Source organism: Mycobacterium hippophais, from assembly GCF_027529605.1.
GTDB classification, from domain to species: domain Bacteria; phylum Actinomycetota; class Actinomycetes; order Mycobacteriales; family Mycobacteriaceae; genus Mycobacterium; species Mycobacterium arseniciresistens.
Map to the genome: position 1 here is coordinate 63087 of NZ_JAPZPY010000014.1, position 13500 is coordinate 76586.

At 70.2% G+C, this 13500-nt stretch carries 15 protein-coding genes; 8 read left to right on the top strand and 7 right to left on the bottom strand.

Annotation, left to right across the window (positions count from 1 at the left end):
• Positions 1-189: 189 nt before the first annotated feature.
• The 3 genes from rpsB (at position 190) to O6P37_RS24155 (ending at position 3368) form a co-directional block, all read left to right on the top strand.
• Positions 190-1062, top strand: a complete 873-nt coding sequence (gene rpsB / locus O6P37_RS24145; RefSeq protein WP_269896454.1) for a 30S ribosomal protein S2 — start codon at positions 190-192, stop codon at positions 1060-1062.
• An 11-nt stretch (positions 1063-1073) separates the two neighbouring features.
• Entirely contained in the window at positions 1074-1889 is an 816-nt protein-coding gene (tsf, locus tag O6P37_RS24150; protein ID WP_264015334.1) for a translation elongation factor Ts, read from the top strand.
• A gap of 66 nt (positions 1890-1955) precedes the next feature.
• Complete coding sequence (locus O6P37_RS24155) at positions 1956-3368, top strand: amidase (RefSeq protein WP_269896455.1); 1413 nt, start codon at positions 1956-1958, stop codon at positions 3366-3368.
• Here the strand turns inward: O6P37_RS24155 and O6P37_RS24160 are convergent.
• From O6P37_RS24160 to O6P37_RS24170, 3 genes are read right to left on the bottom strand one after another with little or no spacing between them, the layout of a single operon-like run.
• Positions 3365-4474, bottom strand: coding sequence for a glycerate kinase (locus O6P37_RS24160; RefSeq protein WP_269896456.1), 1110 nt, complete (start codon positions 4472-4474; stop codon positions 3365-3367). The two genes, O6P37_RS24155 and O6P37_RS24160, sit on opposite strands and share 4 nt — an antisense overlap.
• Entirely contained in the window at positions 4471-5430 is a 960-nt protein-coding gene (locus O6P37_RS24165) for a 2-hydroxyacid dehydrogenase (RefSeq protein ID WP_269896457.1), read from the bottom strand. Before O6P37_RS24165 ends, O6P37_RS24160 begins: the two co-directional genes overlap by 4 nt.
• A 26-nt stretch (positions 5431-5456) precedes the next feature.
• Entirely contained in the window at positions 5457-5879 is a 423-nt protein-coding gene (locus O6P37_RS24170) for a MarR family winged helix-turn-helix transcriptional regulator (RefSeq protein WP_269896458.1), read from the bottom strand.
• 45 nt (positions 5880-5924) lie between these two features.
• Here O6P37_RS24170 and O6P37_RS24175 point away from each other — a divergent pair, with 45 nt between their 5' ends.
• Positions 5925-6620: a class I SAM-dependent methyltransferase gene (locus tag O6P37_RS24175; protein WP_264015340.1), complete on the top strand. Its 696-nt coding sequence runs from the start codon at positions 5925-5927 to the stop codon at positions 6618-6620.
• A 9-nt stretch (positions 6621-6629) separates the two neighbouring features.
• On the opposite strand, the gene O6P37_RS24180 is transcribed toward O6P37_RS24175, so the two are convergent.
• Positions 6630-7070, bottom strand: a complete 441-nt coding sequence (locus tag O6P37_RS24180; RefSeq protein WP_269896459.1) for an SRPBCC family protein — start codon at positions 7068-7070, stop codon at positions 6630-6632.
• Positions 7071-7230: 160 nt separating this feature from the next.
• Between O6P37_RS24180 and pyrH the strand changes: the two genes are divergently transcribed.
• Genes pyrH through O6P37_RS24195 form a run of 3 tightly spaced genes read left to right on the top strand, consistent with a single transcriptional unit; the run spans position 7231 to position 9457 of the window.
• Entirely contained in the window at positions 7231-7974 is a 744-nt protein-coding gene (gene pyrH, locus O6P37_RS24185; RefSeq protein ID WP_264015342.1) for a UMP kinase, read from the top strand.
• A gap of 47 nt (positions 7975-8021) precedes the next feature.
• Complete coding sequence (frr, locus tag O6P37_RS24190) at positions 8022-8579, top strand: ribosome recycling factor (protein WP_264015343.1); 558 nt, start codon at positions 8022-8024, stop codon at positions 8577-8579.
• Positions 8579-9457, top strand: coding sequence for a phosphatidate cytidylyltransferase (locus O6P37_RS24195; protein ID WP_269896460.1), 879 nt, complete (start codon positions 8579-8581; stop codon positions 9455-9457). The genes frr and O6P37_RS24195 overlap by 1 nt, the downstream gene beginning before the upstream one ends.
• On the opposite strand, the gene O6P37_RS24200 is transcribed toward O6P37_RS24195, so the two are convergent.
• On the bottom strand, positions 9365-10327 hold the full coding sequence (locus O6P37_RS24200; RefSeq protein WP_269896461.1) for a DMT family transporter: 963 nt from the start codon (positions 10325-10327) through the stop codon (positions 9365-9367). The genes O6P37_RS24195 and O6P37_RS24200 overlap by 93 nt on opposite strands.
• A 78-nt stretch (positions 10328-10405) precedes the next feature.
• On the opposite strand from O6P37_RS24200, the gene rlmN reads away from it, so the two are divergent.
• Positions 10406-11530 carry a 23S rRNA (adenine(2503)-C(2))-methyltransferase RlmN gene (rlmN, locus tag O6P37_RS24205; RefSeq protein ID WP_269896462.1) on the top strand — a complete coding sequence of 375 codons (1125 nt, stop codon included), beginning with the start codon at positions 10406-10408 and terminating at the stop codon, positions 11528-11530.
• On the opposite strand, the gene O6P37_RS24210 is transcribed toward rlmN, so the two are convergent.
• Together O6P37_RS24210 and O6P37_RS24215 are read right to left on the bottom strand one after the other, a co-directional pair.
• Positions 11509-11949: a nuclear transport factor 2 family protein gene (locus tag O6P37_RS24210; RefSeq protein WP_269896463.1), complete on the bottom strand. Its 441-nt coding sequence runs from the start codon at positions 11947-11949 to the stop codon at positions 11509-11511. The genes rlmN and O6P37_RS24210 overlap by 22 nt on opposite strands.
• Positions 11946-13436 (bottom strand): aldehyde dehydrogenase family protein, encoded by a 1491-nt coding sequence (locus tag O6P37_RS24215; RefSeq protein WP_269896464.1) that lies wholly within the window; start codon positions 13434-13436, stop codon positions 11946-11948. Before O6P37_RS24215 ends, O6P37_RS24210 begins: the two co-directional genes overlap by 4 nt.
• Positions 13437-13500 lie beyond the last annotated feature (64 nt).

The window sequence follows — 13500 nt, forward strand, 5'->3', positions numbered from 1 at the left end:
GCTAACCGCAGCTCGCTTGCGCGGGCTGACTTCGCGTGTCTGCACAGGCCGCCCCATGGCGGTTCTACCCGGATGCCGGCGGTCCCGTCCCGAAGTTCACTTCGGCCGGGTCCGGCAACCAGCGGGCACCAGGGCCTGGCATCACCCCGACGCCGGGCGACAACCGACAAGTAAAGGCTGGGTACACCCATGGCCGTCGTGACCATGAAGCAGCTGCTGGACAGCGGCACCCACTTCGGGCACCAGACCCGTCGCTGGAATCCCAAGATGAAGCGGTTCATCTTCACCGACCGCAACGGCATCTACATCATCGACCTGCAGCAGACGCTGACCTACATCGACAAGGCGTACGAGTTCGTCAAGGAGACCGTCGCCCACGGTGGCTCGATCATGATGGTCGGCACCAAGAAGCAGGCGCAGGAATCGATCGCCGCAGAGGCCACCCGCGTCGGCATGCCCTATGTGAACCAGCGCTGGCTGGGCGGCATGCTCACCAACTTCTCCACCGTGCACAAGCGCCTTCAGCGGATGAAGGAGCTCGAGACCATGGAGCAGACCGGTGGCTTCGAGGGTCGCACCAAGAAGGAAATCCTGATGCTGACCCGCGAGAAGAACAAGCTCGAGCGCAGCCTCGGCGGTATCCGCGACATGGCGAAGGTGCCGTCGGCGATCTGGGTCGTCGACACCAACAAGGAGCACCTCGCGGTGGCCGAGGCGCGCAAGCTCAACATCCCGATCATCGCGATCCTCGACACCAACTGCGATCCCGACCTCGTCGACTACCCGATCCCGGGCAACGACGACGCGATCCGGTCGGCCGCACTGCTGACCCGCGTCATCGCCGCCGCGGTCGCCGAGGGGCTGCAGGCCCGGTCCAACGTCGGCCGCACGGGTGACAAGCCCGACGCCGACGGCGCCGCCGAGCCGCTCACCGAGTGGGAGCAGGAGCTGCTGGCGTCAGCCACCGCGACCGCCACCGCGTCGCCGACGGCCGCGGGCGCCGAGCCCGGCACCCCCGAGGCCGACATCCAGACCGAACCCACGATCGCTCAGAACCCCTGAGGAAGGCTGAAATGGCGAACTACACCGCTGCCGACGTCAAGCGACTTCGGGAGCTGACCGGCGCCGGCATGCTCGCGTCGAAGAACGCGCTCGTCGACGCCGACGGCGACTTCGACAAGGCCGTCGAGTTGCTGCGCATCAAGGGCGCCAAGGACGTCGGCAAGCGTGCCGAGCGGGCCACCGCCGAGGGCCTCGTCGCGGCCAAGGACGGCGCCCTGATCGAGCTGAACTCCGAGACCGACTTCGTCGCCAAGAACGCCGACTTCCAGTCGGTGGCCGACCAGATCGTCGCGGCGGCCGCCGCGGCCAAGGCCACCGACCTCGACGCGCTCAAGGCGGCCCCGGTCGGCGACACCACGGTGGAGCAGACGATCGCGGACCTCAGCGCCAAGATCGGCGAGAAGCTCGAACTGCGCCGCGTCGCGTACTTCGACGGCACCGTGGAGACCTACCTGCACAAGCGGGCTGCGGACCTGCCGCCCGGTGTCGGCGTGCTCGTCGAGTACACCGGTTCGGACAAGTCGGCCGCCCACGCGGTGGCGCTGCAGATCGCGGCGCTCAAGGCGAAGTACCTGTCCCGTGAGGACGTCCCCGAGGACATCGTCGCCAACGAGCGTCGTATCGCCGAGGAGACCGCCCGCAACGAGGGCAAGCCCGAGCAGGCGCTGGCCAAGATCGTCGAGGGTCGGGTGAACGGCTACTACAAGGACGTCGTCCTGCTCGAGCAGCCGTCGGTGTCGGACAGCAAGAAGACCGTCAAGGCGCTGCTGGACGATGCCGGTGTGACCGTGACGCGGTTCGTCCGCTTCGAGGTCGGCCAGGCCTGACGGCTCACCACAGCTGACGCGACTCAACTCTCATGCGCCGGCGGTACCACTTGGTACCGTCGGCGCATGAGTCGTATCTGGGCCTTCGGCGACGACGCCCTCGGTGACCACGACGCCGTCGGCCTGGTCGACGCGCTACGGGCGGGCCGGGTGTCGGCCGCCGAACTCGTGGACGCGGCTATCGCGCGCGTCGAGGCGGTCAACCCCCGGCTGAACGGCCTGGCCTATCGCGCTTTCGACCGTGCCCGCGAAAGGGCAAGGGCCCGAACGCCGTACGGTGGCTTCTTCGACGGCGTCCCGTCATTCCTCAAGGACAACGTGGCCGTCGCGGGCATGCCCACGATGGAGGGCACCGACGCGTGGGACCCCCGCCCGGAGAAGCTCGACGGCGACTTCGCGCGAGCGTTCCTGGCCACCGGCCTCGTCCCGTTGGGCAAGACGCAGCTCTCGGAGTTCGGCTTCAGTGCCGCCGCCGAGCACCCGCGGCTGGGCCCGGTGCGCAACCCGTGGAACCCCGAGCGCACCGCAGGCGCCTCGTCGTCGGGTTCTGGGGCGTTCGTGGCCGCGGGTGTGGTGCCGATCGCACACGCCAACGACGGTGGCGGCTCCATCCGGATCCCCGCCTCCTGCAACGGGCTGGTCGGGCTCAAGCCATCGCGCGGCAGGCTTCCGCTCGACCGGCAGATGCGCCAGATGCCGATCCGCATTGTCGCCAACGGTGTGCTCACCCGGTCGGTGCGCGACACCGCGGCGTTCTACCGGGAAGCCGAACAGGTGTACCGGCACCCGAAGCTGTTGCCGGTCGGCGACGTCACCGGACCGGCGCGGCAGCGGCTGCGGATCGCGGTGTGCACCCGCTCGATCGACCGCGACTCGAGCCCGGAGGTGCGTGACCTGACGCTGAAGACCGCCACGCTGCTCGAGGAGCTGGGCCACCGGGTGACGCACATCGAGAACCCGCCGGTGCCAAGCACATTCGGCGACGACTTCCTGCTGTACTGGGCGCTGCTGTCGTATGCGCTGGTGCGCGGCGGCCGCCGCGCGTTCGGCCCGAGCTTCGACCGTGACAAGCTCGACAACCTCACCCTCGGCCTGGAACTGCACGCCGCACGCAACCTGCACCGGCTGCCGCTGGCCATGGCACGGCTGTCCCGGGCCCGCCGCATCACCAACCGGCTCGCCGCCGACCACGACGTCCTGCTCACCCCGACGCTGGCACAGGTCACGCCGCGGATCGGGCATCTCGACCCGACCGCGGACTATCAGCAGATCATCGACCGGCTGATGGACTGGGTGGCGTTCACGCCGCTGCAAAACGTCACCGGTGACCCGGCGATCTCACTGCCGCTGGCCGAGTCGTCGGACGGCTTGCCGGTCGGGATGATGCTGTCGGCCACCCTCGGCCAGGAGGCCCGGCTGCTCGGGCTGGCCTACGAACTCGAGCAGGCCCGGCCCTGGGCGCGGATCCAGGACGTCTAGAGCCGGCGGCAGACCTCGGCGCACGCCCGCGCCAACGACTGCGGGCCGGTGCGCAACGCCTCGGGAAGCGGTGTGCCCGGCGCGGTGATCCCGACGATCTCGTCCACCCCGTGGTCGAGCAGCACCGCCGCGTCGTCGCCGACACGGCCTGCGAAGATCACCACCCGCGCCCCGGCGCGCGCGGCCACCTGCGCGACGCCGAACGGCGTCTTGCCGAGCATCGTCTGCGCGTCGACCCCGCCCTCGCCGGTGAACACCCAGTCGGCGCCGGTCAGCGCCGCTTCGAGGCCGACGGTCTCGCCGATCACCTCCACCCCGGGCCGGGTCTCGGCGCCGAGGAACTGCAGCAGGGCGAAGCCGAGGCCGCCCGCCGCGCCGGCGCCCGGCGTGTCGACGTGGGTGGCGCCGACGACCGCGGAGAACCGGGCCAGCGCCGACTCCAGCCGCTCGACGTCGGCCGGCCCGGCGCCCTTCTGCGGCCCGAACACCGCACTCGCGCCGCCCGGCCCCAGCAGCGGCGCGGTGACGTCGCACGCCAGCCGGAACTGCGCGTCGGCCAGGCGCGGGTCCAGTCCGGTCGTGTCGACCCGGTCGAGGCGCTCGAGCGCGGCGCCGCCCGGTGGCAGGGGAGCGCCTTCGGCGTCGAGGAGCACCGCTCCCAGGGCGGTCAGCATCCCGGCGCCCGCGTCGTTGGTGGCCGAGCCGCCGAGGCCGACCAGGAACTCGACGGCGCCGCGGTCGAGCGCCGAGGTGATCAGCTGGCCGACGCCGAACGTGCTGGCCCGCAACACGTCCCGCTCGGCGGTCGCGATGCGTTCCAGCCCGGCGGCCGCGGCCATCTCGATGACGGCCAGGCCGCGGTCGGCGACGTAGCCGTACGTGGCGGGCACCGGCCGGCCGAGTGCGTCGGCGACCTCGACGGTGACGTGGCTGCCGCCGAGTGCGTCGACCACCGCGTCGACGGTGCCCTCGCCGCCGTCGGCCATCGGGACACCGACGCACTCGGCGTCGGGAAGCGCGGCCGTCACGCCGTCGCGCATGGCGGCGATCGCCTCGGCGGCGGTCATCGACTCCTTGAACGAGTCCGGTGCGAGGACGATCTTCATCGGACCGGTGTCAGCGCTTCGCGACCGGACAGCACGGCGTCGACGTTGTCGGCCGCGAGGATGCCCATGGCATCGCGCGTCGCCTCGCCGGCGCTGGCGATGTGCGGGGTGAGGACGAGGTTGGGAGCGTCGAGCAGTGCGGGATCGACATGGGGTTCATTCTCGAACACATCCAGCGCGGCGCCACTCAGACGGCCTGCGTGCAGCGCTTCGACCAGTGCGCGCTCGTCGACAATGCCGCCGCGCGCGGTGTTGATCAGGTAGGCCGTCGGCTTCATCGCGTCGAGTGCTGCCGCGTCGATCAGGTGGTGGGTCCGCGGTGTCAGCGGCGTCAGCACGGTCACCACGTCGCTCTCGGCGAGCAGCGTGGCGGTGTCGACGAACGTGACACCGTCCTCCTCGGTGCCCGGCGTGCGACTCCGGGCCACCGCAAGCACTCTCATGTCGAAGGCCTTCGCGCGGGAGGCGACGGCGCGCCCGATGCGGCCGTAGCCGAGTACACCCAGCGTGGCGCCCGCGCTGACGTCGAGGCCGACCAGCATCCGCGGCCCCCAGACCCACGGCTGCCGGGAGCGGATCAACCGGTCGCCCTCGAGCACCCGCCGGGTGGCCGCCAGGATCAGGGCGAAGGTGTGGTCGGCGGTTGCGCGGTCGAGCACGCCGGGGGTGTTGGTGACGACGACACCGGCGTCGGCGGCCGCCGTCAGGTCGATGTTGTCGTAGCCGACGGCGACGTTCGCGACGATCCGCAGGGCCGGGCCTGCGGCGGCGAACACCTCGGCGTCGATGCGCTCGGTCAGCGTGACGACGGCCGCGGCGGCGCCGGCGATCCCGGCGGTCAGCTCGGCGCGGGTGGGCGGGCCGTCGCCGCCCGCGCGGACCGGCGGCCCCAGTGCGCGCAGCCTGGCCATCGCCCGGTCGGTCAGCAGGCGGGAGACGTAGACGTGCCCGGTCATCCCCGCCGACCCTACGTGTCGGCGGGTCAGTCGGCGCCGAGGGCGGCGAGGATGCGCTTGAATTCGCGGCGCTGCGCGTCGCTCAGGTTCGCCATCAGCCGCTGTTCGGCGGCGCGCACCCCGGTGTCGGTGCGCGACAGCGTCTCCCGGCCCGCGGTCGTCAGCTCCGCGGGCAGCGAGCGGCCCGACGCCACCGACGCCGGGCGGGTGACCAGACCGCGGTCCTGCAGGCTGCGCACGACGGTGTTCATCGCCTGCGGGGAGACGTACATGTCACGGGCGAGTTCGGCGTTGGAGCGGCCGGGCGACTTCGACAGCACCCGCATGCACAGGTATTGCGGGAAGGACAGTTCGAGCTGGTCCAGCACCGTGGCGGTCACCTCGGTGCGCAGCGCGTAGGCCACCCGGTGCAACAGGTAGCCGAGCGGCTGGTCCTCACGCGCATCCATATCAAGCATATTGACATATATCAACCATGTTGATAAACCGGGGGTATGACGAATCCTCCCGAAGAGCTGAACGTGATGTTCGAGTCGGCCTACCGCCGCGACGCCGGCGACCTGGGCGCGGGCAACCGGCCGCCCTGGAGCATCGACGAACCGCAGCCCGAGATCGCCGCGTTGATCGAGGCGGGCAGGTTCCACGGCGACGTGCTCGACGCCGGCTGCGGCGAAGCGGCCGTGTCGCTGCTCCTCGCCGAACGCGGCTTCACCACGGTGGGCCTCGACCAGTCACCGACGGCCATCGAGCTGGCCCGCGCCGAAGCCGCCCGGCGCGGACTCGCCAACGCCACCTACGAGGTGGCCGACATCAGCTCGTTCACCGGCTACGACGGCCGGTTCGGCACGATCGTCGACTCGACGCTGTTCCACTCGATGCCGGTCGAACTGCGCGAGGGCTACCAGCAGTCGATCGTGCGCGCCGCCGCGCCGGGTGCGTCGTACTTCGTGCTGGTCTTCGACGCCTCGGGCATGCCGGCCGAGAGCCCGATCAACGCCGTCACCTCCGAGGAGCTGCGCGACGTCGTCGGCAGGTACTGGGAGATCGACGAGATCCGGCCCGCCCGCATCCACGCCAACCTGCCCGCGGAGATGCCCGTCGCCGATGTCTTCGGCGTGACGGATCTGCGCGACGAGGCCGGTGGCCGCAAGTCGATGCCGGCGTGGCTGCTGACGGCGCACCTGGGCTAGGCGCGTCGGCTATCCGGTTTCGGTGCGACGGGCCATCCCGGCGAGCATCCCGTCGGACTTGCGGGCCATCACGCGGGTGACCACCCACTCGATGACCTTCGACACCGGCCCGGCGCTGACGCGCACGGAACTGGTCACCGTCACGTCGGTCGACCCGTTCCCGGGCCGCAAGGTCCACCGGTTCGACACATCCCGCAGGATCTTGGGCAGGCCCTTGATGTCGTAGGCCAGCGCCCTCGGCGCGTCGAACTCCGTGATCGTCTCCACGAGGGTGTCGCGGCCGACCTTGACCCGGCGGCTGGTGCCGAGCGGGCCGTCGGACCCCTGGTCGAGCACGCTGGATTCGGCGACATCGTCGGCCCAGGTGCTCAGGGCGCCGAAGTCGGCGAGGACGTCGAAGATCACCTGCGGAGGCGCAGCGATCGTCCGGCTGCGGGAGATGGATGCCACGGGGCCAATCCAACCGCAGCCGGGCGGGGATCGCCGCCGAATCCACCGCCGCGCCCGCCCGTCGACGATCGAAGCCGTACGATTTGGCAGGATCAGGGGAGCCGTCCCCCCGCGCATGTGTCGGGATGGCTTCCTCGCGCGAGCACCTCGAAGGAGTCGGATGGCGGCAACAAGCGACATCTCGACACCGCCGATCCGGCCGATGTACACCCGTGTCCTGCTCAAGCTGGGCGGTGAGATGTTCGGCGGCGGGCAGGTGGGCCTCGACCCCGACGTGGTGGCCCTGGTCGCCCGGCAGATCGCGGAGGTGGTGCGCAGCGGCGCGCAGGTCGCCGTGGTGATCGGCGGCGGCAACTTCTTCCGCGGCGCCCAGCTGCAGCAGCGCGGCATGGAGCGCACCCGCAGCGACTACATGGGCATGCTCGGCACGGTGATGAACAGCCTTGCGCTACAGGACTTCCTGCAAAAGGAAGGCATCGACACCCGGGTGCAGACCGCGATCACCATGGGCCAGGTCGCCGAGCCCTACATCCCGCTGCGGGCCCGCAGGCACCTCGAGAAGGGGCGGGTGGTGATCTTCGGCGCGGGCATGGGGCTGCCGTACTTCTCCACCGACACCACCGCCGCCCAGCGCGCCCTGGAGATCGGCGCCGAGGTGGTGCTGATGGCCAAGGCCGTCGACGGGGTGTTCACCGCCGACCCGCGCGAGGATCCCGACGCCAAGCTGCTGACGGCGATCACCCACCGCGAGGTCATCGACCGCGGACTACGGGTGGCCGACGCCACCGCGTTCAGCCTGTGCATGGACAACGGCATGCCGATCCTGGTGTTCAACCTGCTCACCGACGGCAATATCGCCCGGGCGGTGGCAGGTGAGAAGATCGGGACACTGGTCACCACCTGACCGGGTGTGCGTGTGACGAGCAGCGAGCGACAGAGGCGGGAGCCGGAGTGATCGACGAAACTCTCTTCGATGCCGAGGAGAAGATGGAGAAGGCCGTTTCGGTGGCGCGCGACGATCTCGCGTCGATCCGCACCGGTCGCGCCAACCCCGGCATGTTCTCGCGGATCAACATCGACTACTACGGCGCGATGACGCCCATCACCCAGCTGTCGAGCATCAACGTCCCCGAGGCCAGGCTCGTCGTCATCAAGCCCTACGAGACGAACCTGCTGCGCAACATCGAGGACGCGATCCGCAACTCCGACCTCGGGGTGAACCCGACCAACGACGGCAACGTGATCCGCATTTCGATCCCGCAGCTGACCGAGGAGCGCCGGCGCGACCTGGTCAAGCAGGCCAAGGCGAAGGGCGAGGACGCCCGGGTGTCGATCCGCAACATCCGCCGCAAGGCGATGGAGGAGCTCGGCCGGATCAAGAAGGACGGCGAGGCGGGTGAGGACGAGGTGAGCCGCGCCGAGAAAGATCTCGACAAGAGCACCCACACCTACACCAGTCAGATCGACGATCTGGTCAAACACAAAGAGGGCGAGTTGCTGGAGGTCTAGTGACCGATCAGCACCCGAATTCCGTGACAGACACGCCGGTGGACGAACCGCCCAAGAAGAAGTCGCGTGCGGGTCGAGACCTGCCCGCCGCCATCGGTGTCGGCGTCCTGCTCGGCGGGATGGCCATCGGCGTCCTGCTGTTCGCGCCGATCGGATGGCTGCCTGTCCTGGCGGTGTTCATCCCGGTCGCCACGTACGAGGTGATCCGCAGGCTGGGCGAGGCCGGTTACGACCTCCCGGCGATCCCGCTGTTGATCGGCGGCCAGGCGATGATCTGGCTGACGTGGCCCTTCGGCACGACCGGCCTGGTCGGCGCCTACGGCGGCACGATCGTGGTGTGCATGGTGTGGCGCCTGCTCAGGCGCGGGCTGCGCACGCAACCGGTCAACTACCTGCGCGACATCTCCGCGGCGGTGCTGCTCGCGACGTGGGTGCCGCTCTTCGCGAGTTTCAGCGCGCTGCTGATCTTCCAGGACCACGGCGGGGGACGGGTGTTCACCGTGATCCTGACGGTGGTGCTGGCCGACATCGGCGGTTACGTGGCCGGGGTGCTGTTCGGCAAGCACACCATGGCGCCGGCGATCAGCCCGAAGAAGTCGTGGGAGGGGCTGGGCGGCTCGCTGGTGTTCGGCATCACCGCGGCCGTGCTGGCGGTGACGTTCGTGCTGGACAAACCGGCCTGGGTCGGCGTGCCGCTGGGCTTGATGCTGGTGATCACCGGAGTGCTCGGCGACCTCGTCGAGTCGCAGGTCAAGCGCGACCTCGGCATCAAGGACATGGGCACGCTACTTCCGGGGCACGGCGGGATCATGGACCGCATCGACGCGATGCTCCCGTCCGCCGTCGCCGGCTGGATCGTCCTGACGCTGCTGGCGTGACGCCGAGCTGTTCAGCCAGCAGGCCGCCGCCCCGACCACCAGCCCGACCGCGATGCCGACATCCGGACGCTGACCCAGCATCAGCCACGACAGCAGACCCGCCACAGCGGGGATGACCGCGAACAGCATCGCGACCGCCGCCGCCCCGTAGTTGTTGACCGCCCGGACGAACAGCGTCATCCCCAGCACCGCGTTGAGCAGCACCACGGCGGCCACCGCGCCCGCGGCCTGCCACGGGTCGCCCACCGTCAACGGCATCACCGCCGCCAGCGCCGCGACGGGCAGCAGCGACACGCCGTTCTGCAGCGCCGCGGTGGCCCGGAAGTCGACGTCGGAGCAGAACCGCTGCTGATAGACCCCGCCGACGGCCAGCCCGAGCAACGCCACCACCAGCAGCAGCACCACCGGGTCGACGCCGCCGACCGCGACGAGCCGGCCCGCGCACGCCGCGAGCACCGCGACGATGCCCAGCGCCAGCGCCGCGACCCGCCGCCAGGTGAGCCGCTCACGCAGCACCGCCGCCGCCAGCAGCGCCGTCACCACCGGGTTCATCGACACGATCACCGCGCCGAGCACGGCGGGCGCGCCGTGCAGCAAGGCCAGATACAGGCAGATGAACTGCACGGCCTGGGTGAGCAACCCGCTGACCAGCACGTGCACCAGGGCTCGGCCGGTGGGCCACGTCACTTTCGACGCCCATGCCCAGCCGCCGAGGATGCCGCCGGCCAGCCCGAACCGCAGCACCAGCACCGCCATCGGCGACATCACCGAAACGGCATGGGCGCCAATCGGATAGCCGAGGGCGTAGAAGAACGTCAGCACCGTCGCCGAGCGGACGCCCATCGTGGGCGCTGGAGTCGCGGTGGCCATGAGGCCATCGTGGGGGATGGGTCGCCGCGCTCGCCATATAATTTTCGCCACGTGCAGGTGAGATACTGATAGTTGCCCATGCCTGGATCCCTCCCCCTCGTCTTCGATGCGCCGCGCCGCGCCATGCCGCCGCGGCACCTCGCCGACCTCGACGAAGCGGGGCGTGCCGCCGCCGTCGCCGAACTGGGGCTGCCGGCATTCCGGGGAAAACAGCTGGCCAACCAGTACTACGGCCGGCTGATCGCCGATCCGCACCAGATGACGGACCTGCCCGCCGCGGTGCGCGACGACGTCGCGGCGACGCTGTTCCCCGCCCTGATCGACCCGGTGCGCGAGATCGAGTGCGACTCGGGGGAGACCCGCAAGGTGTTGTGGCGGGCGGTCGACGGGACCACCTTCGAGTCGGTGCTGATGCGCTACGCCGACCGCAACACCGTGTGCATCTCGTCACAGGCCGGCTGCGGGATGGCCTGCCCGTTCTGCGCGACCGGCCAGGGCGGGCTCAAGCGCAACCTGTCGGCCGCCGAGATCCTCGAGCAGGTGCGCGCCGCGGCCGCCGAACTGCGGGACCGCGACGGCGAGGGCATCACGCCTGCAGCGCGCGGCGGGCGGCTGTCCAACATCGTGTTCATGGGCATGGGCGAGCCGCTGGCCAACTACAACCGGGTCCTGGCCGCCGTGCGGCGCATCGTCGCGCCGCCGCCCAACGGGTTCGGCATCTCGGCGCGGTCGGTGACGGTGTCGACGGTGGGGCTGGCGCCTGCGATCCGCAAGCTCGCCGACGAGCGCCTCAACGTCACGCTTGCGCTGTCGCTGCACGCGCCCGACGACGAGCTGCGCGACACCCTCGTCCCGGTGAACAACCGCTGGAACGTCACCGAAGTCCTCGATGCGGCACGGTATTACGCCGACACCACCGGCCGCCGGGTGTCGATCGAGTACGCGTTGATCCGCGACGTCAACGACCAGCCCTGGCGGGCCGACCTGCTCGGCAGGCGACTGCACGGCGCGCTGGGACCGTTGGTCCACGTCAACCTGATCCCGCTCAACCCGACGCCGGGCAGCAAGTGGGATGCCAGTCCGAAACCGGCCGAGCGCGAGTTCGTCCGCCGGGTGCGCGAACGCGGCGTGTCCTGCACCGTGCGTGACACCCGCGGCCGCGAGATCGCCGCCGCGTGCGGTCAGCTGGCCGCCGAGGGCTGAGTCGGCGCGGGGCGGTTGACGAACCACACGTTCTCCTCCCGCAGGGACCGGCTGCGCCAGCCGTCGGGCGTGCGGACGAGTCGATGGTGGTAATAGCCGCCGCACGAGGACATCTCGGTCATTCCCGGCAGCTGCATCGGGTTGTAGAACATCGCCCGGACCGTCGCGGCGTCGCCTTCCGACTCGAGGATCTCGATGTTGGTGATGTAGTGCATGCTCCACGGGATCGCCGCGAAGCTTTGGGCGAGGAAGTCGGCGACCCGGTCCCGCGGGCCCGCCGGAATGCCCATCGCCGAGTAGTCGACGACGGCGTCCTCGGTGAACACCGAGCGGTAGAGCTCCCAGTCCTTGGTGTCGACCGCCCGGGCGTACCGGTAGAGCAGCGCCTCGATCTCCCGGGGGTCGATGACCTGGTTCACGCCGGGTCGGGCATGCCGATGGTCTTGGACTCGAAGTACTCCTTGAATCCCTCGTCGCCGTTGCGCCGGCCCAGCCCGCTCTGCTTGGTGCCGCCGAAGGGGCTGGTGATGCCGAAGTGGCTCTTGCCGTTGATGGTCACGTTGCCGGTACGCATGCGGGTGGCCACCGCGAACGCCCGGTCGACGTCGCCGCCGCTCACCTCACCCGACAGTCCGTAGATGGAGTTGTTGGCGATCGCGATCGCCTCGTCGTCGCTGTCGTAGGGCGTGACGGTCAGCACCGGGCCGAAGATCTCCTCCTGGGCCACCTGGCTGTCCGGGTCGACGTCGGCGAGCAGGGTGGGCTGGGTGTAGTAGCCCGTCGGCAGGTTCTCCGGGATGCCGCCACCGGTGACCAGCCGGGCACCGGAGTCGATGCCGCTCTTGATCAGCCCGAGCACCTTCTGGCGCTGGCCCTCGCTGATCTGCGGGCCCTGCATGTTGCCCGGGGTCCACGGGTCGCCGACCGGGAAACCCTCCATCATCGACTTGAGGATCTCGAGTCCCTCGTCGTACCGGCTGCGCGGCAACAGGATTCGCGACGGCAGGATGCAGCTCTGGCCGCTCATCACGCATGCCATCATCGCCGCGAGCGGCAGTGCGGAGTTGAAGTCGGCGTCGTCGAGCACGATGTGGGCCGACTTGCCGCCGAGTTCGAGCAGCGTCTTCTTGACCGTCGCCGCGCCCGCCGCCAGGATCGCCCGCCCGGTGGCCGTCGAGCCGGTGAAGGTGATCATGTCGACGCGCGGATCGGCCGACAGCGCCGCACCCACCTCGTTGGCATTGGACACCACGACGTTGAACACCCCGGGCGGGATGTCGGTCTCCTCGGCGACGATGCGGCCGTACTCGCTGCCCGACCACGGCGTCAGTTGCGCGGGCTTGAGCACCACGGTGTTGCCCGCCATCAGCGCGGGCACCGTCTCGGCGATGTTGAGGTAGAACGGCACGTTCCACGGGGTGATCGCGCCGACCACACCGACCGGCTCGTAGTGGATCTTGCGACGGGCCGGGCCCATCTGTGTCTCGTGCACGCCGGTGTCGACGAGGTAGTCGAAGCTTCGGCCGTGTTCGGCCCAGTGCTTGACCTCGGCGATCGGGCTCTCGATCTGCGAGCCCGACACCGTCACCGGACAGCCCACCTCGGTGATCAGGATGCGCCGCAGCCGTTCGGCGTCGCGCTCCAGCGCGGCGTGCAGCTGCATCAGGCAGTGGTAGCGGAACTCGACGTCGCGCGACCAGTCGGTCTCGTCGAACGCCCGCCGCGCCGCGGCCACCGCGCGGCCCATGTCCTCGACGGTGCCGTCGGTGGCCTGCCCGGCCACCTCCTCGCTGGCCGGGTGGATCACGTCGAATGTCGCGCCGCTGCTGGTGTGTTGCAGCTCGCCGTCGATCAGCATCCGCTCGTCGCCGGCCAGCACGCCCGTCTCGCTCTGCACACTCGTCATGGCTCTAGCCTTACAAATCGCGGCCCGAGTGTCAGCCCTTTTGGGCGATCGCTCAGCGCCGGGT

Coding starts and splice junctions, on each gene's coding strand:
- O6P37_RS24160 (WP_269896456.1), bottom strand. CDS start 4,474: ATGAAGATCGTCCTCGCACCGGACTCGTTCAAGGAGTCGATGACCGCC.
- O6P37_RS24170 (WP_269896458.1), bottom strand. CDS start 5,879: ATGGATGCGCGTGAGGACCAGCCGCTCGGCTACCTGTTGCACCGGGTG.
- pyrH (WP_264015342.1), top strand. CDS start 7,231: ATGGCGGCAACAAGCGACATCTCGACACCGCCGATCCGGCCGATGTAC.
- tsf (WP_264015334.1), top strand. CDS start 1,074: ATGGCGAACTACACCGCTGCCGACGTCAAGCGACTTCGGGAGCTGACC.
- rlmN (WP_269896462.1), top strand. CDS start 10,406: ATGCCTGGATCCCTCCCCCTCGTCTTCGATGCGCCGCGCCGCGCCATG.
- O6P37_RS24200 (WP_269896461.1), bottom strand. CDS start 10,327: ATGGCCACCGCGACTCCAGCGCCCACGATGGGCGTCCGCTCGGCGACG.
- O6P37_RS24175 (WP_264015340.1), top strand. CDS start 5,925: ATGACGAATCCTCCCGAAGAGCTGAACGTGATGTTCGAGTCGGCCTAC.
- O6P37_RS24215 (WP_269896464.1), bottom strand. CDS start 13,436: ATGACGAGTGTGCAGAGCGAGACGGGCGTGCTGGCCGGCGACGAGCGG.
- O6P37_RS24155 (WP_269896455.1), top strand. CDS start 1,956: ATGAGTCGTATCTGGGCCTTCGGCGACGACGCCCTCGGTGACCACGAC.
- rpsB (WP_269896454.1), top strand. CDS start 190: ATGGCCGTCGTGACCATGAAGCAGCTGCTGGACAGCGGCACCCACTTC.
- O6P37_RS24165 (WP_269896457.1), bottom strand. CDS start 5,430: ATGACCGGGCACGTCTACGTCTCCCGCCTGCTGACCGACCGGGCGATG.